At 46.2% G+C, this 22,011-nt stretch carries 20 protein-coding genes, 1 tRNA gene and 1 other annotated feature (1 of these 22 cut by a window edge); of the genes, 6 read left to right on the top strand and 15 right to left on the bottom strand.

Going from position 1 to position 22,011, the window contains the following annotated elements:
* Nucleotides 1-157: a binding site (T-box leader), on the bottom strand; it reaches 91 nt to the left of the window's first position.
* A 144-nt stretch (nt 158-301) separates the two neighbouring features.
* Nucleotides 302-1,189, bottom strand: coding sequence for a carbohydrate ABC transporter permease (locus ACV3PA_RS15640; protein ID WP_053452241.1), 888 nt, complete (start codon nt 1,187-1,189; stop codon nt 302-304).
* On the bottom strand, nt 1,186-2,073 hold the full coding sequence (locus ACV3PA_RS15645) for a carbohydrate ABC transporter permease (protein WP_053452242.1): 888 nt from the start codon (nt 2,071-2,073) through the stop codon (nt 1,186-1,188). The genes ACV3PA_RS15640 and ACV3PA_RS15645 overlap by 4 nt, the downstream gene beginning before the upstream one ends.
* Nucleotides 2,074-2,239: 166 nt before the next feature.
* On the opposite strand from ACV3PA_RS15645, the gene ACV3PA_RS15650 reads away from it, so the two are divergent.
* Nucleotides 2,240-3,919: a formate--tetrahydrofolate ligase gene (locus tag ACV3PA_RS15650; protein ID WP_053452243.1), complete on the top strand. Its 1,680-nt coding sequence runs from the start codon at nt 2,240-2,242 to the stop codon at nt 3,917-3,919.
* A gap of 16 nt (nt 3,920-3,935) precedes the next feature.
* Nucleotides 3,936-4,892, top strand: a complete 957-nt coding sequence (locus tag ACV3PA_RS15655; protein WP_456125185.1) for an alpha/beta fold hydrolase — start codon at nt 3,936-3,938, stop codon at nt 4,890-4,892.
* Nucleotides 4,893-4,965: 73 nt separating this feature from the next.
* Here the strand turns inward: ACV3PA_RS15655 and ACV3PA_RS15660 are convergent, their stop codons facing one another.
* Entirely contained in the window at nt 4,966-5,385 is a 420-nt protein-coding gene (locus ACV3PA_RS15660; RefSeq protein ID WP_023467229.1) for a hypothetical protein, read from the bottom strand.
* On the bottom strand, nt 5,382-5,927 hold the full coding sequence (locus ACV3PA_RS15665) for an imm11 family protein (RefSeq protein ID WP_235504824.1): 546 nt from the start codon (nt 5,925-5,927) through the stop codon (nt 5,382-5,384). Before ACV3PA_RS15665 ends, ACV3PA_RS15660 begins: the two co-directional genes overlap by 4 nt.
* Nucleotides 5,928-6,096: 169 nt before the next feature.
* On the opposite strand from ACV3PA_RS15665, the gene ACV3PA_RS15670 reads away from it, so the two are divergent.
* Nucleotides 6,097-6,170: transfer RNA gene (locus tag ACV3PA_RS15670), tRNA-Gly, on the top strand.
* A gap of 152 nt (nt 6,171-6,322) precedes the next feature.
* Nucleotides 6,323-7,132, top strand: coding sequence for an MBL fold metallo-hydrolase (locus ACV3PA_RS15675; RefSeq protein WP_456125186.1), 810 nt, complete (start codon nt 6,323-6,325; stop codon nt 7,130-7,132).
* Between the two features lie 55 nt (nt 7,133-7,187).
* Here ACV3PA_RS15675 and argF read toward each other — a convergent pair whose 3' ends face one another.
* The 7 genes from argF to argC are packed head-to-tail and all read right to left on the bottom strand — an operon-like array spanning nt 7,188 to nt 16,351.
* The gene (gene argF, locus ACV3PA_RS15680; RefSeq protein ID WP_053452246.1) at nt 7,188-8,117 is read right to left on the bottom strand and encodes an ornithine carbamoyltransferase; all 930 of its coding nucleotides are present in this window, start codon (nt 8,115-8,117) and stop codon (nt 7,188-7,190) included.
* Entirely contained in the window at nt 8,114-11,146 is a 3,033-nt protein-coding gene (gene carB, locus ACV3PA_RS15685) for a carbamoyl-phosphate synthase (glutamine-hydrolyzing) large subunit (protein WP_082318483.1), read from the bottom strand. The genes argF and carB overlap by 4 nt, the downstream gene beginning before the upstream one ends.
* Nucleotides 11,136-12,194: a carbamoyl phosphate synthase small subunit gene (locus ACV3PA_RS15690; RefSeq protein ID WP_053452247.1), complete on the bottom strand. Its 1,059-nt coding sequence runs from the start codon at nt 12,192-12,194 to the stop codon at nt 11,136-11,138. The genes carB and ACV3PA_RS15690 overlap by 11 nt, the downstream gene beginning before the upstream one ends.
* Nucleotides 12,191-13,336, bottom strand: coding sequence for an acetylornithine transaminase (locus ACV3PA_RS15695; protein ID WP_053452248.1), 1,146 nt, complete (start codon nt 13,334-13,336; stop codon nt 12,191-12,193). Before ACV3PA_RS15695 ends, ACV3PA_RS15690 begins: the two co-directional genes overlap by 4 nt.
* Nucleotides 13,302-14,075 carry an acetylglutamate kinase gene (argB, locus tag ACV3PA_RS15700; protein ID WP_456125187.1) on the bottom strand — a complete coding sequence of 258 codons (774 nt, stop codon included), beginning with the start codon at nt 14,073-14,075 and terminating at the stop codon, nt 13,302-13,304. The genes ACV3PA_RS15695 and argB overlap by 35 nt, the downstream gene beginning before the upstream one ends.
* Complete coding sequence (gene argJ, locus ACV3PA_RS15705; protein ID WP_053452250.1) at nt 14,072-15,289, bottom strand: bifunctional glutamate N-acetyltransferase/amino-acid acetyltransferase ArgJ; 1,218 nt, start codon at nt 15,287-15,289, stop codon at nt 14,072-14,074. The genes argB and argJ overlap by 4 nt, the downstream gene beginning before the upstream one ends.
* A gap of 30 nt (nt 15,290-15,319) precedes the next feature.
* Nucleotides 15,320-16,351: an N-acetyl-gamma-glutamyl-phosphate reductase gene (gene argC, locus ACV3PA_RS15710; RefSeq protein ID WP_456125188.1), complete on the bottom strand. Its 1,032-nt coding sequence runs from the start codon at nt 16,349-16,351 to the stop codon at nt 15,320-15,322.
* 506 nt (nt 16,352-16,857) lie between these two features.
* Between argC and nhaC the strand changes: the two genes are divergently transcribed.
* Together nhaC and ACV3PA_RS15720 are read left to right on the top strand one after the other, a co-directional pair.
* Nucleotides 16,858-18,234: a Na+/H+ antiporter NhaC gene (gene nhaC, locus ACV3PA_RS15715; protein ID WP_456125189.1), complete on the top strand. Its 1,377-nt coding sequence runs from the start codon at nt 16,858-16,860 to the stop codon at nt 18,232-18,234.
* 258 nt (nt 18,235-18,492) lie between these two features.
* A complete protein-coding gene (locus ACV3PA_RS15720) occupies nt 18,493-18,702 on the top strand; it encodes a DUF3006 domain-containing protein (protein ID WP_023467214.1) in 210 nt (69 codons plus the stop codon).
* Nucleotides 18,703-18,793: 91 nt separating this feature from the next.
* On the opposite strand, the gene ACV3PA_RS15725 is transcribed toward ACV3PA_RS15720, so the two are convergent.
* The 4 genes from ACV3PA_RS15725 to ACV3PA_RS15740 all read right to left on the bottom strand — a co-directional run bounded on the left by ACV3PA_RS15725 (nt 18,794) and on the right by ACV3PA_RS15740 (nt 22,003).
* Nucleotides 18,794-19,234 carry a hypothetical protein gene (locus tag ACV3PA_RS15725; protein WP_456125190.1) on the bottom strand — a complete coding sequence of 147 codons (441 nt, stop codon included), beginning with the start codon at nt 19,232-19,234 and terminating at the stop codon, nt 18,794-18,796.
* A 2-nt stretch (nt 19,235-19,236) separates the two neighbouring features.
* On the bottom strand, nt 19,237-19,782 hold the full coding sequence (locus ACV3PA_RS15730) for a TlpA family protein disulfide reductase (RefSeq protein ID WP_456125192.1): 546 nt from the start codon (nt 19,780-19,782) through the stop codon (nt 19,237-19,239).
* Nucleotides 19,783-19,928: 146 nt separating this feature from the next.
* On the bottom strand, nt 19,929-20,639 hold the full coding sequence (locus tag ACV3PA_RS15735; RefSeq protein ID WP_023467211.1) for an NAD(P)H-binding protein: 711 nt from the start codon (nt 20,637-20,639) through the stop codon (nt 19,929-19,931).
* Between the two features lie 155 nt (nt 20,640-20,794).
* Nucleotides 20,795-22,003: an LCP family protein gene (locus tag ACV3PA_RS15740; RefSeq protein WP_053452255.1), complete on the bottom strand. Its 1,209-nt coding sequence runs from the start codon at nt 22,001-22,003 to the stop codon at nt 20,795-20,797.
* Nucleotides 22,004-22,011 lie beyond the last annotated feature (8 nt).

A 22,011-nucleotide genomic window follows, 5' to 3' on the forward strand; every position in this document is an offset into this window, starting at 1 on the left:
TGATAACGGACAGGCAACTCCGGCTACGCCTACTGACATTCGGGTTCGGGTAGCGACTCCGGGAGGTTCTTCGCATCTTGCTTCCGACTGGGCTCTCACCATCCCCAGCTCGCTATACGGTCGTACAAGGTGTTACTCTTCCCTTCAACGTCGTTGTTACAATTGAATTGAGAACATCGTACAACATGTCACAAGTGTTTGAAAAGACTTTTTTTAAAAAAACATACAAGTTGTCAGATTAATCTGACGTAAAAAACATAACAAAAGCGTTCTCGCAGAAGCGAGAACGCGCTTACAAAAATTATTTGATGGATCCACTCGTAATTCCTTGAATAATCTGTTTTTGTAGGGCAAAGAAGAACAATAATAATGGAATGATCCCAAGCACGAGTCCGGCAAGCGCTAAGTCCCATTGCTTCGTATACTGACCGAAGAAATAGAATGTCGCGAGTGGAATTGTCCGTAAATCGACGTCTCGTAACATGAGCGATGGTAATAGGAAATCGTTCCAAATCCAAAGTGTGTTCAAAATGATGATCGTCACCGTAATTGGCTTGAGTAATGGGAAGACGATTCGCCAGAATACACCCCATTGCGAACAACCATCAATAATGGCCGCCTCCTCAATTTCTTCAGGAATCGATTTCATGAATCCATGATATAGGAAAATCGATAATCCAGATCCAAAACCAAGATACATTAGAATCAATCCCCAATAACTGTTCTGCAATCCGAGATCACCAGACAGTTTCGATAAGGGAATCATGATCGATTGGAATGGAATGATCATCGCCGCAACGAATAAGAAGAAGATAATCGTCGACAAACGTGTTTTCGTCCGAACGAGTTTCCAAGCTGCCATCGAACAAAAGATGATGATGACTGCGTTAGCACCAACAGTAATGATGACGGAGTTTAAAAAGACTTTTCCGAAGTTCATCGCTTCCCATGCTTCTGCATAGTTCGATGTCATCCATTCCTTCGGAAGACCCGATGTATTCGTAAAAATATCGCCCTGCGTCTTGAATGAATTCGAAACAACATAATAAAACGGAATCATATACAGAAGACCCATCAGTAAGGCTGCCAGTTCGACTGTTCCAAGACGTAAAGAATAGCGACTTTTCGTCTTTTTAGAACGCTTTGGTTTCTCCTCTTGCGGAGTTGGTAACGGTTGCGCCGTACTCATGCTTCCACCTCCCGTTTTTTCGTCAGATAGACTTGAGTGACTGTAATCGCCGCAACAACGACGAAGAAGATGATTGCCTTCGCTGATCCGAGCCCAAGATTATTGTTCGTAAACGATTCTTTATAGATATTCAAAGCAAGCATCTCAGTCGATTTGAATGGTCCGCCATTCGTGAGTGATAAGTTCGTATCGAATAACTTGAAGGACCATGAAATCGTTAAGAAGAGACAAATCGTGACCGACGGCATGATCAGCGGCAACGTAATGTTCCGTAACGTCGACAGACGATTCGCACCATCGATTTTTGCTGCTTCAATCAGCTCTTGTGGAACGTTTTGTAGAGCCGCGATATAGATGACCATGATGTAACCGCCACCTTGCCAAATTGAAACGATGACAATTCCCCAAAATCCTGTTCGAGCATCTCCTAACCATGGAAGTTCAAATATGCTCCACCCTGTCAATTCACCGATTGATGCGAATCCTTTAACGTAGATGAACTGCCAGACGAATCCGAGAATCAACCCACCGATTAAGTTCGGCATGAAAAAAATCGTTCGCAAGAAATTACGTGTACGAATATTTTGCGTTAATAAAAATGCCAAGATGAAACCGACAACATTCGTTAAGATGACGGCGACGACCGTGTAGCGTGTCGTTAACCAAAATGACTGCTGGAACTGTTCGTCACTTGTAAAGAGACGGACATAGTTATCAAAGCCGATCCAATTTAATTCTCCGGTCACTCCGTTCCAATCCGTGAACGAATACATGACGCCATTAAAAAACGGTACAAGCACGATCACTGCGAATACAAGAAAGACCGGTCCGACGAAGAGCCAAAAATCAAGACCGCGTTTCCACTTCTTTTGTCCAGATGTCATTGTTTCATCCCTCCTCCACTCTACAGTACGTCTTTCTCTCACACTTGAACACGTCACCATTTGACCCATTGGGTGGAAAATATTGAACGTTTTCCTTTGGCGCGTTTGTATCAGATACGCTACTATTAGAAAAAAGAGAGATCCAATCAAAGAGGGAGTCGATACCATGGAAAAGACCATTCGTTCTGACTTAGAAATTGCACAACAAACCGTCTTACGACCGATTCGAGAAATTGCGGACCGGATTGGTTTACAAGAAGAGGATTTTGATACGTACGGAAAATATAAAGCGAAGTTGACAGACGGGCTGCTGAACCGGTTGGCAACAAAATCTGACGGCAAACTGATTCTTGTCACTGCGATCAATCCAACGGCTGCCGGTGAAGGGAAATCGACCGTTACCGTAGGACTCGGACAGGCGTTACACCGGGCCAAACACAAGACGATGATCTGTTTGCGCGAACCCTCACTCGGTCCGACGATGGGCTTAAAAGGTGGCGCATGTGGTGGCGGCTATAGCCAAGTCTTGCCGATGGAAGAGATCAATCTGCATTTCACAGGTGATATGCATGCAATCACGTCTGCTCATAATACGATCAGTGCCTTACTCGACAATCATTTGCATCAAGGAAATGTCCTTGGGATTGATCCGCGTCGCATCGTCTGGAAACGGGTTCTTGATTTGAACGATCGTGCCCTACGCCAAGTCACGATTGGTCTCGGTGGTCCTGCTCATGGTGTGCCTCGTCAAGAAGGATTCGATATTACAGTCGCTTCTGAAATCATGGCTGTTCTTTGTCTCGCCGACTCGATTATGGATCTCGAACAACGGCTGAGTCGCATCGTCGTCGCCTATACGTACGATCAACAACCTATAACAGTCAAAGACATTCAGGCAGCGGGAGCTGCAACGTTACTCCTAAAAGATGCGTTTCGACCGAATCTCGTTCAAACGGTCGAAGGAACACCCGCACTGATTCATGGTGGTCCATTCGCAAATATCGCACATGGCTGTAACTCTTTGATTGCCACACAAACTGCGCTGAAACTGAGTGATTACGTCGTCACAGAAGCAGGATTCGGAGCTGATTTAGGTGCTGAAAAATTCTTCAATATCAAATCACGGATTGGTGGTCTCCATCCGGATGCCGTTGTAATCGTTGCTACGGTTCGTGCCTTGAAAATGCATGGTGGAGTAGACAAAACGCAACTCAGTGAAGAAAATCTGTCTGCCTTAACGGATGGTCTTGCTTTACTTGAAAAACACGTCGAGACGATGAACTTGTTCGGTGTCCCTGCTGTCGTTGCCTTGAACCGTTTCTTCACCGACACAGAAGCTGAACGGAACATGATCTTGACATGGTGTCAGGAACGCAATATTCGTGTGGCAGAAAGTGAGGTCTTTAGTAAGGGTGGTGCCGGTGGTGAAGCACTCGTCACCGAAATCATGCAAGCGCTTGAGGAGCCAAGTCAGTTCCGCCCACTCTATCCTGACGTATTACCGCTCCGTCAAAAAATAGAACGGATCGCGAAACATGTCTATGGCGCAGCAGATGTTCACTTTGAAGCCAAAGCGCTACGTGAACTCGAGCGGTGTACAGAGATGGGATTGAATGATTTACCGATTTGTATGGCAAAAACACCATTTTCGTTAACCGATGACCCTGCGCGGTACGGTCGTGTCGAAGACTTCACGATTACGGTTCGCGAAATTCGACCATCGATTGGTGCAGGATTCATCGTCGCACTGACTGGGAATGTATTAACGATGCCCGGATTACCTGCAGTACCTGCCGCCTTCCACATGGGCGTCTCAGAAGACGGACAGGTATTCGGACTTTCTTGATGAGAGGATGAGTTACATGACGATTGATCATTCACATTGGATAGCCTCTGACGGCTATACAACGACATTGCATAGTCTCGAAGCGCACGATCCTAAAGGCGTCGTGATCGTCTTTCACGGGATGATGGAGCATGGGGCACGGTATGAGGAATTTGCCGAATTTCTCTATGCTCATCATTACCATACGATCATTGCAGACTTACGCTGCTTCGGGACGCGTGCAGCACAGCTCGGAACGCTCGGACACCTTGAGCCGAATCACGGATTTAAACAATTGATGCAAGATGCTGAAGAGCTCGTGTATGACATCCAAGAACGCTACCCGGAATTACCTGTATTCATTTTCGGTCATAGCTTTGGTTCCTTGATTGCTCGCCGGATTGGTCAAACACTCGGTCATTCGGTCGCGGGTGTCATCGCTAGCGGTCCTCCGACTAGTACTGGGTTACTCGGTAATATCAGTGAAAAGCTCGTCGAGCGTCAGATCAACCAGATGTCAGCGACCCACCCAGCTGAGCGATTTGGACAACTCGTTTTCGGACGCTATAATTTACGTTTCTTCCCGGCACTTTCTAAAAATGCCTGGTTATCTTCGGATCCGCAATACGTCATGCGTTATGATGCTGATCCGTTGTCCGGTCAAACGGTTACACTCGGCTTCTTCTATGAGCTACTGCAAGCAACGAAACTCGTCAATGCGCTTGCCTCCATCTATCAACACCCACGTCATTTACCTCTTCTGCTGATTGCAGGTGGCGATGACGCGGTGGCGTTTGACGGCAAAGGGATTCATCACTTGTTTGACATGTATAACCGTGTCCGCGTTGATGCTGTACAGCTGACGATTTATCGTGGATTGCGTCACGAGCTCTTCCATGAGTTCGAACGAATTCGTGTTTTTGCCGATATCGCGAGCTGGTTGAATAAACAAGTCAATCCAGCAACCGCGCGATCGTCTTCCCGTTCTTCTTAAGACCTAACGACCGATACAAAAAAGGCAGTGGATCCTAACGATCCGCCGCCTTTTTCCATCTCTATTATTTACCTCATTGAATCCAAGTCAATGAAGAAATCATTGCTTCGATTTCCTCGATCTCAAGCGTCTCGCGTTCTGCAGAGTACGTCAACAGAACTAACCGTTCCCCGTCCGAGTAAGCATAGATCCGTAAGAAGATATCTTCTTCTTTTCCATCTACTGCGAGCAACGCTTCTTTTGTTGAATTGCGACGAACTTCAAGTGCTCCCGTCAGTTCAATTCCGAACTCTTCAACCAACAGGTTGATTTCTTGTTCTGCTGCTTCATACGGTGTCAGCTCTTCAGAATCTGATTCATAAATGGATAACTGTAGCGTACCCATTGCATTTTCATCCGTCGAATAAAAACTGACGTACGTTTCTTCTTCTTGATATTCAAATACCTTTGGATATTCTAACGTGATCCAATGATCGACTGTGTACTGTTTCATTTAAATTCCTCCATTCGTTGTATCTTTTCAAAGTGGATACCCGTCACAGCCATACACTCGAATTGTCGAGCGAGCTGAGCAGAGACGAACATGCGCTGTGTGCGTTCATCTCGCATCAGGTGGTGCGGACATATCGAATCGTTGATCCGTCGCTCTGTCAAAAAATAGACACGTCGTCTCGGGATCGGACGGAAGACATCCGTCGTATGTAGATATTCGATTCGACTGACAGATAAGAGATTGAGAAGATAGTACGGAACCACTCCGTCTTTCGTCTCAAGATGTACCTTGAGACACTGTACAGAAAAAGGCGCGTATGCTTCAATGACACGTTGCATACGTTCCGAGACGAGCGGCAGATCGAATGTGTTTGGAAGGACATCCGGTAACAAATCCGCATCTTGATTGATGGAAAAAGCAAGTACACCTACGTTATGGAACCACTCTCCTATCAATAAGCGATGACGATCGAATTGATGGTGGCAAATCGCCTTCCATCCTTTTCCCATCGTCTGTTCGCTCCAAACTCGAACTTCATTCACCAGACACTCTCTCCTCTACCCAACATTACCCATATTACAAATCAAGATTACCAGTGGAAACGATTAACTAGTATTATTGTACACTGAAATTTAAAAGAAATTGCTTTTTTTCATAAAAGTTATGGAAATGACCTCTTTGCTATGCTACTATATTTCATGTAGCCAATACGCGGGTGTAGTTTAATGGTAAAACCTCAGCCTTCCAAGCTGATGACGAGAGTTCGATTCTCTTCACCCGCTCCAATTATGACATAACATAGGTCTAGGACCATTTCCCTCTAGAGGGCAGGCGACTCGCGACGTGCGAGTCGTCTTTTTTATTTGTTCTGCTGATGATTCCAGCGAATTTATGGGTATACAACGATATAGATAGAGATTCGTAAAGGAGGATTCGTATGATTCAGATGAAAATGCCCGGCGTAACGATTTATCAAAGTACACTCATGAAAACGACATCAACATTGATCGAGACGCCTGATTGTCTGATCGTCGTCAACCCTGGCTGGTTACCCGATGAGATTGCAACGATTCGTCGAGACGTCGAAATTGTGCGTCGTGAACGACCATTATACATCGTCTATACGCATGCTCATTTTGATCATATTTTAGGTGCCTATGCCTTTACGGATGCCATCGTCATCGCTTCTAAACCGTTCATCGATGTCGACCGACAGGAAGCACTCCAAGCCGTTCAAGACTTCAACGATGAATTTTACATCGACTCTCCCGTTCTCTTTCCAGACGTGACGCATGTCATCCATGAATCGGAGACGACGTTGACAATCGGTCAAACGAAACTGATTTTCTTCTTGACGCCCGGTCATGAAGCGACCCATCTTTCCTTCATCGTCATGCCACTCCACTTATTAGTCTGTGGTGATTACGCTTCCGACGTTGAAATCCCCTTGATTGAACATGATTCCGCTGAGTATTTGACGACGCTCGAGTTACTCGAATCGTTCATTTACGAATATGAAGTCAAACTGTTGATCCCCGGACACGGTCATATTTGTGACGTCCGAACGGAGATGATTGAACGACTTCATCAAAGCTATGATTATATTCTTGCACTCCGTGCCGGAAAAGAATCCGACTGGGCTCCTTCTTGGCAAACAACCTCTTTCATGAAACGCCTGCACGAAAAAAATAAGCGACAAGTCAAACGAGAACAGGAAGAACGATTAGCCCGACGCCATTATGATTAACTTCTCTCAAACGAAAAGACTCGGTCGCTAAATATAGACGACCGAGTCTTTGTGATTATCCAAGTAATGTGACGAGTAACGCTTTTTGTGCATGAAGACGATTCTCAGCCTGATCAAAGATGACAGACTGTTTGCCATCGATGACATCTGCCGTGACTTCTTCTCCCCGATGTGCGGGCAGGCAATGCAGGAAGATAGCTGCGTCATTTGCTTGATCCATGATCTGTGCGTTGACCTGATATCCTTCAAATGCTTGAAGACGCATCGTCGCCTCTTCTTCTTGTCCCATGCTCGCGAAGACATCCGTATACACGATGTCAGCACCACTCGCTGCTTCTTCAGGACTCGTTAAGACGACAATGTTCCCTCCTGTCTCCTTTGCGATGACCTGTGCCTCATGAACGACTTGTGGATCGGGAGCATAGGCCGCCGGTGTACAGATCCGGATTTCCATACCACTGAGTGCTCCACCAATCATCAATGAATGCGCCATGTTATTCCCATCTCCGATATACGTCAAAACCTGTCCAGCCCGTGTTCCAAACGTTTCTTCAATCGTTAGCAAATCAGCGAGCACTTGGCAAGGATGATGCAAATCCGTCAGTCCATTAATGATTGGAATCGTGCCATGCGTAGCAAGCGTCTCGACGATGTCATGACCGAATGTCCGGATCATTAGTGCATCGACATAACGGCTCATGACTTGAATCGTATCCGAGAGCGGCTCGCCCCGTCCGATCTGCATATCCGCGCCACTTAGAACGATTGGATGCCCTCCTAGTTCGACGACGCCCACCTCAAACGATAAACGCGTCCGTGTCGATGCCTTTTCAAACAAGAGCGCTACTTTTTTATTTTTCAACACCTCTTCATACTTATTCGGTTGTTGTTTGATATCTTTCGCGAGGACCAATAAATCAGTAAGTGCTTCCGGTGTCAGTTCCGCCATCGTCAAAAAATGCTGCAGTTGTTGCATCGTCTTCATTTCACTTCCTCCTTGATTGGTTGTGTCCATGTATGAAGTGGCTTCACAGCATAAGGCTGCTGTTCTGTCGCTTGTAAATGATAGTGCGCTAGTTCCGGTTCTGTTAAGACTTGTACCCCAGCAGCCAGCGCTGCTGCGCGACTCGCTTTTTCTTCTGTTACGTGTGAATAGAAGATGGCACAACTTGCCCAATCAATCGTTTCATCTAACGGTACGCCTATTCCGAATGCTTCTGTATCTGCTCCCGCAACGATCATGTCTCTTGTCGTCAAATGACGCTTCGTCGTCTCGTCGAAGATAAACCGTTCTAACGCGAATCCATCTGTCGTCCATTGAAGGGTTTCACCTGTCGAACGCATGACGGGACCGGTTTTAGGATCGACTCCTTGTAGTTTCAGTGTTGAAAAAACAGGTGTCTTGACGGCATGGAAATTAAGTTTCGTCTGTTCCGTCGGTAGTTCGATCGCTTGTCCAGCTGCTGCTTGGACTGCCCATTGTAAAATCGGTTGACCCGTTACTTTTGCGACGATTGGCAATGTCCGAGAGGCCCGTGGATTGATCTCAAGAACGTAGACCTGGTCTTGATGCAGGACGAATTGAATATTAAACGCTCCTTTGTATGCCATCTGTTGCCCGATCATCTGTGCAATCCGTGCTACTTCGTCTTGAACAGTAGCGCTGAGCGATACGGGTGGTAAAATCATCGTCGAGTCTCCAGAGTGAACCCCTGCCCGTTCCAATTGTTCCATCAAAATTGGAACATACGTCGTTGTTCCATTCGTGATGCAATCGACTTCGATTTCTTTTCCTTGAAGATAAGCATCCACAAGGACAGGGAATGACAATTCTGAAGCGATTGCCTCTAACTGCTGTTGGTTGTGAATAATATGCATTCCTTTTCCTCCGATGACATAAGAAGGACGAATCATGACAGGATAGCCGATTGTTGTTGCAACTTCTGTCATTTTCTCGTGTGTCGTGACTTCTTGTCCCGGAATTCGATCGACACCGATGTCGTCTAAAAATTGATAGAACCGCTCACGGTCTTCCATCTGATCAATGACATCTGCTGTCGTTCCAAGAAGGTGATAGCCTGCTTGCTCAAGACCCGCCGCAAGAGCAATCCCCGTTTGTCCTCCGAACTGAACTAATACGTCTTGGCACTCTTCTGCTTCTAGCACATGTATGACGTCTTCGAGTGTCAACGGCTCGACATACAAGCGATCCGCGACTTCGAAGTCGGTCGAGACCGTCTCTGGATTATTGTTGATCATGATCGTTTCGTAACCGGATGCTTGTAGCGCACGCACGGCGTGAACAGAACAATAATCAAATTCGATCCCTTGACCGATTCGAATCGGTCCAGCACCGATCACAGCGACTTTCTTTTTCGTTGATGCCATGACTTCCGTCTGTCCGCTCCAGTTTCCGTAGAAATAAGGGGTTGTGCTCTTGAACTCTCCCGCGCACGTATCAATCATGTGATAGACAGGAGTGATGCCTTGCTCTTTCCGTAAGTGCTCGATGTCTACAGAACTGACACCTGTCAAAAATGCAATCTGCTCGTCCGTGAAGCCCATCATCTTCGCAGTTTTGATAGAAGAGATATCTGTCGTTTTGATTTTTAATTGTTGATCGACGAGTCGTTTGAGTACTTTGACGAATAAGGCTTGCACCTTCGTCTGCTCGACAAGTTTTTCGACGGTCGTCACCTCGCGATCCAGTAGCGCGAGCATTGCAAGCAATCGACGATCTGTCGGCGCCATCACTTCTTCCCATAACGCGTTGATATCAGCTGTTTTCATCCATGTTGGATAAAGAGGAGCTTGTTCGATTCCTGCACCACGCCATGCTTTTTGCAATGCTTCTTCTAGCGTTTTTCCCATCGCCATGCTTTCACCGGTCGCCTTCATTTGTGTCCCAAGCGTCCGGTCACTGCTAGCAAACAAATCGAATGGGAAACATGGTACTTTTGCCGTGATGTAATCCATCGTCGGTTCAAAGCTTGCCATGGTTTCCTTCGTAACAGGATTGATGCAGTCATCGAGTCGTTCGCCAAGCGCAAGACGCGTCGCTAATTTCGCGATCGGATACCCGGTCGCTTTTGAAGCAAGTGCTGAAGAACGACTGACACGTGGATTGACTTCAATGACGAAATAGCGTTCTTCCGTCGGGTGGATCGCGAACTGGATGTTACATCCACCGATCACACCGAGATGCGACACGATTTTACGAGCTTCCGTGCGCAATTGTTGATTCATCCGATCCGAAATCGATTGAATCGGTGCAAAAACGACCGAGTCTCCGGTATGGACGCCGACGGGATCAATGTTTTCCATATTACAGACGATGATCGTCGTATCTGCGCTGTCACGCATGACTTCGTATTCAACTTCTTTATAACCCGCGATACTTACTTCAACCAGACACTGTGAAATCGGACTCGCTTGTAGACCGTTTTGTGCTAACAGACGGGCTTCATCTTTCGTTAAGGCAATGCCACCACCCGTTCCTCCGAGCGTAAAGGCGGGGCGGATGACGAGTGGTACACCATGCACTGCCATGAAATCTTCAAGCTCTGCTAGCGACTCGATCGTTTGGCTTTCCGGAAGTGGTTGCGCCAGTTCAATCATTTTTTGCTTGAATCGCTCACGGTCTTCGCCGTCCCGGATTGTCTCAAGTGACGTTCCGAGAAGTTCGACACCGTATTGTTCTAGCACTCCTGCTTCTTCGAGTGACATTGCAAGATTGAGTGCCGTTTGTCCACCGACCGTCGCTAGAAGGTGTGATGGTCGATCTTGTTCGATGATAGCCGTTGCTTTTTCAAGAGTCATCGCCTCAATGTAGACATGATCTGCCGTGCTCGGATCCGTCATAATAGTAGCCGGATTCGAATTCATTAAGATGACCTCGCATCCCGCTTCTCGAAGCGCCTGACAGGCTTGTGTGCCGGAATAATCAAATTCTGCTGCTTGCCCGATGACGATCGGACCCGAACCGATGACGAGTACTTTCTGTTTATCCCACATATGCTACCTCCTGATGTAATACGGTATTTACGAATTGATCGAAGACGACCATCGCCTCTGTCGGTCCCGGACTCGCTTCTGGATGAAATTGGACTGTCATGATTGGTAAAGTAGGATGAATCAATCCTTCGACGGATCCATCATTGATATGTTCGTACGCGAGTTCCATTTCAGATGTTGTGATACTTTTGGCATCAACGGCATACCCATGATTCTGAGACGTCATGAACACTTGTCCAGACGCTAAGTGACGAACGGGATGATTTGCCCCACGATGCCCATGATGTTGTTTTAATAAGGTACAGCCGAACGCATGAGCGAGGACTTGATGCCCCATACAAATTCCGAGCGTCGGATAGCTCGTCGCTAGTTCACGGATTCCTGAAAGAAATGGATCGAGTTGTGTCGGATTACCGGGTCCGTTGGAAAACAGAAGACCATCCGGTGCAAGCGCTTGAATCCGTTCTGGTGTCGTATCATACGGTACGACTGTTATCCGCATATGTCGTTCAAGCAAGGCGTCGATCATCGATTGCTTCACACCATAATCGATACAGACGACATGTCCTTGTTCCACTTCCGGTACGTATTCGATATCTGACGTCGTCGAGACGGAGGCGATATACGCTGTGTCTATAGTCTCAAGGGATGTCATGTCTTCTTGCATCATGTCACCAAACTGGTCACCCTCCGTCCGTAACAGATGCACAAGGGAACGAGTATCCACTCCCGACAGGATGGGAACGTTCGCTTCGCTTAACCAACTCGCAAGTGATGTCCCTTCCCCGTCCTCTGCTAATGTTTGGACGACGACTCCAGCGACTTGGACCTGCTTGCTTTCTGAAGCCTCCACTTGTATGCCGTACTGTCCAATCAACGGGTACGTGAAGACGAGAATCTGTCCCTGATAAGACGGATCCGTCAGGACTTCCTGATATCCTGTCATCCCTGTGAAAAAAACGACTTCTCCTTTGACAGGTGCTGTTCCTTGCCACGAACCGGTAAACGTCGTTCCGTTCGCAAGTGTTAGTTTTCCGGATTGTTTCATACGATAACCTCCTGTTGACAAACAAGTTGTATTTTTTCGACCGCTTGCATGAGTTCCTGTTCTGTTACGAACAGCGATGGCAGCAAACGAATGACAGAGGGACCAGCCGAGACGACGAGAAGACCCTCTTGGCGTAAAGCGTCAATGAGCGATGCAACAGGAATCGTACACTCGATGCCAATCATCAAACCGCGCCCTCGAACAGAGCGGACAATCGTATCTGGTAAGCTTTGTGTCAATTGCTGGCGCAAAAATTCTCCTTTTTCTTGAACATCCGCCATGACTTCCTCACTCAATAAAAGATCAAGTGTTGCTTCTGCAGCTGTCATCGCAAGCGGATTCCCACCGAAAGTCGAGCCATGAGAACCAGGCGTAAACACTTCAGCCGCCTCTGCCGTTGCGAGTAATGCCCCGACTGCAAGCCCACTTCCAAGTCCTTTCGCAAGAGTGATGATATCTGGTATTAGTGGTGTCTGCTCAAACGCAAAACGAGATCCCGTTCGACCGATACCCGTTTGTACTTCGTCGACGATGATTTTGACGTCATACAATCTCGCCTGTTCCATCAATGTCTCAAGCCACGTATCGTCTGCAACGACGACACCACCCTCTCCTTGAATGATTTCAAGCCAAACGGCAGCTGTTTGTTCCGTGATTTCTGCTAAACTCTCCATATCGTTAAATGGTAAATGTTTAAATCCATTCACCATCTCTCCGTATCCTGCTTTGATTTTCTCCTGTCCTGTCGCGCCCATCATCGCAAACGTTCGCCCATGGAACGATTGTTTGAACGTGATGACCTCCGTTTTCCCTGTCCATTTTCGAACAAGTTTATACGCCGCCTCGTTCGCTTCCGCACCACTATTACAAAAGAAGGCATGACTGAGATGACTGTCTTCTGTTAATCGCTGCGCTACTCGCTCTTGTTGCGCAATTTGAAATAGATTCGACGTATGCCAAATCTGATTCAATTGTTCTTCTAGTCGTTGCTGAATATAAGGGTGCCGATGCCCCGTGTTGCAAACAGCAATCCCCATGATGAAATCGAGATATGTTTTTCCTGTCGTATCCTCAACGATCGACCCTTGTCCTTTGACCAATTCCACATTAGTACGTTGATAAGTGGGCAGTAGTGCGCTCATGTAATTCCTCCTTGATTCGTGTCCCGATAGCCGCTACGTTTTTTCCCGATCGGATGATGACTTCCGGTATGCCATGTTGCGCTGCCTGCATCATCGCTTCAACTTTTGGAATCATCCCACCGTAAATTTCCCCGGACGCTATTGCTGCCTCGATCGCTGCATAGGTAATCTCCGATTGATAGTCACCGTTTACTTTTACTCCCTCGACATCCGTCAACAATTCGAATCGATCGACGGACCAAGCTTTTGCGACTGCAATGGCACATGCATCTCCGTTACTGTTCAAGGCACCTTGTTCTCCTGTAACGAGAGACGTGACGACGGGCACATAACCATTCGTACTTAATACCGTGAACAATCGTGGATGAATGTGTGTGATATGACCGACTGCCCCGAGTCCTTTGACTTTTTTACCATGGACACTCGCACCGTCTAGACCACTCATCCCGACCGCTGGTATTCCTGCCTGATTCAATTGTTGGACGATACCGGATTGAACTTCACCGGCGAGAATGCGTCTTGCCCCAAGTAAGACACCATCCGTCGTCACACGTACACCGTCCCGAAACACGGGTTGGATGCCCTCTTGTTCGCAGTAACCAGATAAAAGTGGTCCGCCGCCATGGACGATCAATAGTTCGTTTCCTGTTTCGACCCATGCTTTCCATTCTTCAAAGTATCGTGTATCAAGTTGTTCCCAGACACTACCACCTAGTTTGATGACTTTTCGTTTCGTCATGTCCGATAACTCGCATTGATTTTGACGTAATCGTATGTCAGGTCACAACCATAGGCGTGTCCTTGTCCTGTACCGTCATGCAAATCGATATGAATCCGGACGTCCTGCTGTGCCAAATCCTTCGAAGCAACCGTTTCATCGAATAAGACAGGCATACTCTGTTGCAACACCCACTGCGAGCCAATTTTGATATCAACGTTCGAGACATCGAGCGGCTCCTTGATACTGCCAACTGCAGCGATGATTCGTCCCCAGTTCGCATCTTCCCCAAAGATGGCTGTTTTGACGAGAGACGATCCGACGACTTGTTTGGCGATCATCCGCGCTACTTCATCAGTTTGTGTTCCGTCTACCGTCACTTCGATCAACTTCGTCGCACCTTCCCCGTCCCGCGCAATCTGTTTCGCTAAATCTTGGCAAACCGTTTCGATCGCCTGTTCGAATGCTAACGCTTCGTCTGTCCCTTCAACGATCGTTGCTCCTCCTGCAGCTCCGCTCGCTAAAATCATCACCATGTCATTCGTCGAACTGTCACCATCTACGGTAATGCAGTTGAACGTCCGATGAATCGTCCGGCGTAATAGTGTCTGTAAGACATCCGGTTCAATCGTTGCATCGGTCGTCAAGAACCCAAGCATCGTTGCCATGTTCGGGTGAATCATCCCTGACCCTTTCGCCACGCCACATACTGAAATTTGAACATCCCCTTGCATGTATTGTTGACCAGCTGATTTCGTACCGGTATCGGTCGTCAGGATCGCATGGGCAAAATCATTCGCGGCATCCTTGTCATTTGTAGGTATCAGCTGTGGAATACCTGCCAGTAACGTATCAATGGCTAACGGTTGACCAATGATTCCTGTTGAAGCAATCGCGACTTGTTCTGGAGCAATTCCGAAGTGGGTCGCTAACGCTTGTTGGGATGTATACGCATGTGATAGACCAAGTTCTCCTGTGCAGGCATTCGCATTTCCGCTGTTGACGAGGACTGCATGAATGTGTCCTTGTGACGCCTGTAACGCTTGCTTCGTCACAGTGATCGGTGCTGCTTGCACCTGATTCGTCGTATAGACAGCTGCGGCACTTGCGCCTTCCTCACACCAAATCAAGCCAAGATCCTTCCGCTTTCGCTTTAGCCCGACGTGTACCCCTGAAGCTTGAAATCCCTTCGGTGTCGTGATCGTCAATGGGGTCTCTATTTGTACTTGCCACACAGGCGTTCCTCCTCTTTCATCTCAAAGTATTTAAATATAGATCGGTTGTTGGGTCAGACCAGACATTTCATCAAATCCTGCTAAAATGTTGGCATTTTGAACGGCTTGTCCGGCAGCTCCTTTTTGCATGTTATCGATGACTGAAACGATGGTCACGCGCCCTGTCCGATCATCCTTATAGACGGTCAAATCACAGTGATTACTCCCGACGACGGACTTGATTTCCGGATCAGCCTGTTGGATTCGGACGAATGGTTCCGTTGCATACTGGTCAATCAACCAGGATCGCCACTCCGCTTCCGATAAATCGATCAACGGCTGGACCGTCATAATCGCCATAATTCCTCGATTGATCGGTAGTAGTTGGGTCGAGAACGTGATCGGATCCGATGATCCAGTCCATTCGAAAAGCGCCTGCTCAATTTCCGGAATGTGCTGATGCTGATTCACTTTATACAAACGAACGTTTTCGCTGGAATGGACATGATGCGTTTGTGCCGTTAACGTTTTGCCAGCCCCCGTTAGACCAGAAGAAGCTTGAATGATGATTTGAGATGGATCGACTTTTTTCTCTTTTAAGAATGGTGTCAGTCCGAGCAAAACTGCTGTCGCGTAACAGCCCGGATTCGCAATCCATTTACTTGCCGCGACAGCTTGACGATTCCACTCCGGTAATCCGTAAGCTGCTTTTTTTTGTATGTCCACAGCTACTGGTTCCTTGTTGTACCACGTTGCATATATGTCAGACGGAAGTCGTAAATCACCACTTAAATCAATGATGTAACCGGACCAGTTTTGAAGTTGTTCTAGGTACTGTTTTGAGATTCCGCTCGGTGTTGCTAAGAAGACCATTTCTGTTTCTGTTTCTATAAGATTTCCTATTGAGAAAGAAGTTAAGGATGAGTATGTTTTTTTATTCATGAATGGGAATACGTCATTCATCTCTTCACCTGCCATCGAATCACTCATTAAGCAGACGATTTCAAAAGAAGGATGTGCTTCTAACAACCGAATCAGCTCAATTCCGGTATATCCTGTTACTCCAATAATGGTGCATTTCATATCTGTCCGCTCCCCTTCGAAGAATGTTATACCGATTTAAACATATGTATATTTATACTGTCAATTGAATTTTTATTAGTTTTTACACAAAAAAGAAGCGTTGAAGCGATTGTCTTATAGAAGACAGTCCCTTCAACGCTTCTTTTACTTCTATCTGCTTAACGCTTTTCAGCACGTTGCGCTACGAGATGATCAATTCCAAATACACCTGCACCCATAATCGCAACGACTACCACAAAAATCAGTGTAAACATATGTATCCTCCTCATCGTTCACAAAAATGTCATTTGATACTTCCTATTGTGCAAGATTTGAAGGAAAAAAGAAAGCGTTTACGACAAAAAATCGCCACATTTATAATTTTTTATATTTTTTATAGAAACGCTTATGGTTGACGCCATCCATAATATTCGTTAGTATTACGTTTGTTCAATGCTTTTGTGCATAAAAGCGTGTTAGCAACAGAGAGCTATTATACTTTCATATTCATTTAAGGAGGTGGAAGCATGCGCATGTCATTCCGTGAATCCGCAGCTATCCTAGGAATCAGCATCATTATTTTATTGTCCGCGTTATTCGGTGCCAAAGCCGAACCGCATCTTGCCATCTTATCCAGTCTTATTTTCGTCTCAGGATATGCCGTTTACCGTGGTTTTAAGTTCGAAGACGTCGAACATCATATGATTCAAGGTATTCGGGAAGCGATTAAACCCATCTTGATCATGCTACTCGTCGGTATGACGATCGCGGTCTGGATGATGAGTGGCGCAGTGCCGACCCTTCTTCATTTTGGTTTATCTACACTTTCAGCGACTTGGTTCGCTCCAAGTGCGCTTCTGATCGCGATGGTCGTTTCGACCTTTACGGGTAGTTCTTTTACAACAATCGGTACGGTCGGTGTTGCCTTAATGGGAATCGCGATTGCACTAGGCGTCAATCCGGCACTTGCAGCAGGAGCAATCATCAGTGGTGCGTGTTTCGGAGATAAGATGTCACCCTTATCGGACACAACGAATTTTGCACCGGGAATCGTTAACGTTTCCGTATTTGATCATATTCGTTTCATGATGGGAACGACGATTCCTGCTATCACGATTACGTTCATCTTATTCTTCATCTTTGGACGTAGTAGTGGTACTGTCGATTCATCTGCTGTTCAAACGACACAACAAGAGTTAGCTCGTTTGTTTGACTTATCACCTTGGACATTGCTTTCACCATTGCTCGTCATGGTGTTAGCGCTACGTAAGATGCCTGTCATCCCAACACTCATTGCAGGTGTGTTGAGTGGATTACTATTAACAGGTCTCGTACAAGGAAACTGGAGCATCTCGAACTGGATGGCAGTCATTCAGAATGGTTTAAAATTAGAATCGTCTAGTAAGACTGTTACGGCAATCATTACTAAAGGTGGATTGCAATCGATGATGTGGTCGGTTTCACTCGTCATGCTCGCCCTTGCTTTCGGTGGCGTCTTGCGTGGCATCGGTGTCATCGATGTCGTCATTGAACGGACGGTTTCCCGATTGAAACGCGATGGTAGCATCATCTCATCGGTTGCCTTATCATCGATCGGTGTTAACTTGATGGCTGGGGAACAATACTTGTCCATCTTGCTACCGGGTCAAGCATTCAAGAAAATTTTCGAAGAGCGTCAGATTGATCCGCGTTTCCTTTCTCGTTCACTCGAGGACGGTGGAACACTCGTCAATCCACTCATTCCGTGGGGAGTTTCTGGAGCATTCTTTGCTTCTACTCTTGGTGTCCCGGTAACTGAATACATTCCGTTCGCCTTCTTTTTACTTCTTTCACCATTGTTTACGTTCTTACTTGCTTTTCTTCGTCCTACTAAAGTCGAAACGAAACAGTCCCTCGCTTCTTAAGTCTATTCTCATATTAGAGATCCGATATGATATATCGGGTCTTTTTTTCCGACCTTTACCTTCCTTATTCCTATTAAATACGTCAGATTTAAGACGAAAACGGCTTGAAATCACGTTTTTTTTAAGAATCATGTGTAAAGATGAAACGAACTGGGAATATACCAAACATAAGAATAAAAATTACAGAGAATGATAGAGAGAGAGTACATCCCTGTTCGACCTAAGGATGACTTCGATGTAATTGTGGGAGGAGTTAATATGATCAAACGTGGTACGCTGGAGCGACTTGATGGCAAATATGCTGTCCTACTGTGGGAAAACGGTTCAAGTTTCATTCCACGACGTTATTTACCACCTGAAGCACGATTAGGCGATACGATTATCTTTGACGGTACAACTTATACGTTAGATGTCAGCAATTCATCACCCTCTTCCTTTCAAACATTTTCGTTTCGGCAAATGGGTTGATGATCGATAAAAAGCCATTCTGTATCATGTATTGACTATAGAGAAAATTTTTCTCTAATCAGTCTCTCATGAAACGAATGGCTTTTTTGCTTTATCTCCGAACATATAGGGAGTGATCGCAACAAGATGGACAAGGAAAGTGGTGTATATCAGATATCTCGATTCGTTCCAACACCGTCTGATCATGTGGACATTCATAACGTGGCTCGACGACATCTAGTTGCAAGAACAATGCGCACCAGAATCGATTCGAAAACCGGGAGCATGTCGGACAATAATATAAATCCAATTGATGTGGTACCCACCCATCCGCTAATTCTTCTTGATGAAGCTGATAGTGCTGAATTAAGCGAAAACGATTCCAGTCATCCAAATACGTCCGTTGTAGGATCGGTTCATGCATCGAAGGGACGAACCAAAGAGGAAGACCCGTCATGAACGCTTCGACTCCTTGCGTCAAGAGAGCAGGAAACGTTGGCCACCCATCTAGTTGACCGAGTTGAAAGGAGCAGTTGCGGCATCGGAGTTCCATCGTCATCCTCCTGTTCGTTTCACCATCTCTTTTAACATCTGTTCCGTCACAGGACCGACGTGTTTCGCGAGAATCGTTCCTTTCTGGTCTAATACATAAGTTGCTGGCATTGCTACAAGGCGATACGCATCCTCAGACGTTCCTTCCCGATCATATAACACAGGATATTCAACAGGTGTCTGCTCCAGAAAATCTGCGACATCCGAAACACGTCGCTCTGATGTCGTGACATTGATTCCGTAGACCGGTATATCTGTATGTTGAGAAAAGGCATTTAGTTCTGGAATCTCTTGTTTGCAAGGCGGGCACCACGTTGCCCAAAAATTAATGACAAAGACATCATGATTGATTTCGTCTAGATCGATGGTTTTTCCTTCTTGACGCAAAGATAGATTCGGAGCTTTCATCCCGACTTCTAGACCACCTTGCGATGCTTGTTTTTGTTGTTGTTCCACTTTCGACTGCTTTACGTCATATGTACGATAACCTTGGTAGGCAATACCAATGACCGCAATCGCTAGGATCAGATAGATTAGCGTTTTTTTCACATCTAATCCCCTCCTTCTTTGTTTAGTGTAGCAGACTTCCTCTTTTCGTCCTTCTTCTTTTATCAACAAAAAAGCGAACTCTTCTGCCTCATATGCCAAAAGAGTTCGCTTCATTTATAAGATTAAATTCTTAAACGATTCAACTGTTAGTTAAAACGTGGTAGTTGTTTTTTGACTTGACGATTATCTTTGACGCTACCGACTGCTTCTGCTCCACCTAAAGCTTCATTCAAGGATGTCTTTCCTTCCTTGACTTCTAGACGTCGATTGAATACCGATCGATTATCGACAGAGGCAACGAGGATCGATGCGACATCCGTTTCCGAAATCGTCGCGTCCTTCGTATCCTTTAGATCTTCATCCGCTTCAATCAAACCACGTCCTTCACCTGTTGTGATGGCTACGGGACAAATAATCGTATACGTCAAACCACTATGTTCAATCTGTTCTTCTGCAGCATTTTTAGCAGCATAGAACGGATAGACATCTTTCTTAAATTGCTCAGGTCGATCTGCACCATAAGCGCTCAATAACACAAAGTGACGGACACGCGCTTTTTTCGCTGCATCGATTGTTTTTAAGGCAACCGTCCGATCCAGCAGTTCAATTTCTGTCGCTTCACCATCTACTCCTGCGGTTGCCGCACAAATGACTGCATCCTGTCCTGCGACTCCGTGCTCAATGACTTTTTCGAGTTCTGTTTCGATGTCGACATAATGAGCCTTTACACCGAGTTTTTCGAATCGTTCCACCAAATGTTCGTGACGAACGATGACCGTGACCTGATGACCCTTGGCAAGTGATTTGACGACGCGCGCTCCAATCGTACCGGATGCACCTACGACTAGTACTTTCATATGGGGGGTCCCTCCTCGATAAGTTAGTCACCTTCGTGGAATGTTAAGATGTCGTGTCCGAAAATCATCGATTTCAGACATCACTTAAACGATCCACTAAAGGAGCAACGTACATCAATTTATACCCGCAATGACCGATGAGAAACCCCTCCACTTCAGTTCTTCAATGTTCCATAGAATGTCGTATCGAGACGGTCCCGTAGTTCTTGCAACGCCTTTTCATCCGGTAGGTCATAGAAAATTCCGTTCAGTCGTTGACTCACTGCTTCAATTTCATAATGTTTTCGTTCTGACATCAAGGCAAGAGATAACCCTGCTGTTGCCATCTCACGTACACTCAAATCGAGATTCATCTCTTCTTTCATATACGTATGCGCTGCTGGGATTTTTGACCACCCAGTCGGTTTCAATAAGTGTGTCGCTACAGCTTGTATGACTTCGGACTGACGATTTGCACGTGCTCCATCATTATCTGTTTTTCGATGTCTCGAATAGGCAAGTGCCATTGCACCATCCATATGGTATTCCTTCCCTTTCTGGAATGAATACTGATTTGCTTTCCCACTCGCATCCTGCTCGGAGAATGTTCCTGTCGAGACAAGGTCGATTCCGCCGATTTGATCCACTAATCCAATGAAACTATCAAAGGAAATAACGATCTTCCCATCAATTTCTTCATCGAGTAGACCAGAAACAGCCTCTTGCGTACACTCTTCGCCACCAAAAGCAAAAGCATGTGTAATTTTGTCTTTTTTTCCATTCTCACAGGAAATTGGTGTATACGTATCTCGAGGAATCGATGTCAATTGAATCGTTCGAGAAAGTGGAATGAATTGCATGACCGACAACGAATCCGAACGTGACCCACGCAATGATTCCCCTGGTCGTGCATCACTACCAATCAGTAAAAACGTAAACGGTTGGGATGCAAAAAGAACGAACGCAATCAGTAGTAGCAAGAATAGTCCAATAACCTTTCGTTTAAAACGACGTTTTTTCTTGATTTTTTTAGGCTGAGCTTCTCGCGAAGATACATCAGCATTCGTCTGTACGGATCGCTCTGACCGGTCAGCCGTCCTCGAACGTCTCGAGCGTTCTCGGCTAGCAAATAACCGTGAACCAGCGCGACCGATCATCTGTCCCATCTGCTTGAGTACGCCGCTCCCGGAACGACGCGATGAACTTTTTCGATCTCGTGGTTGCTCTTCGACATAGCGATGATACGTCACCGGTTCCTGTCGTCTCTCGAATGGTTCATGAGCGATTGGTTCTTCCGACGAGAATGCTTCTTCTTCTTTCGCCTGCTCTTCTAACTCTAAGCGTCGGCGCTCCAAGCGGGAGCGGTGTGGTTGATGTTCTGCCATTCAGATAC

This window comes from Exiguobacterium sp. EA-TM-5 (genome assembly GCF_053878415.1).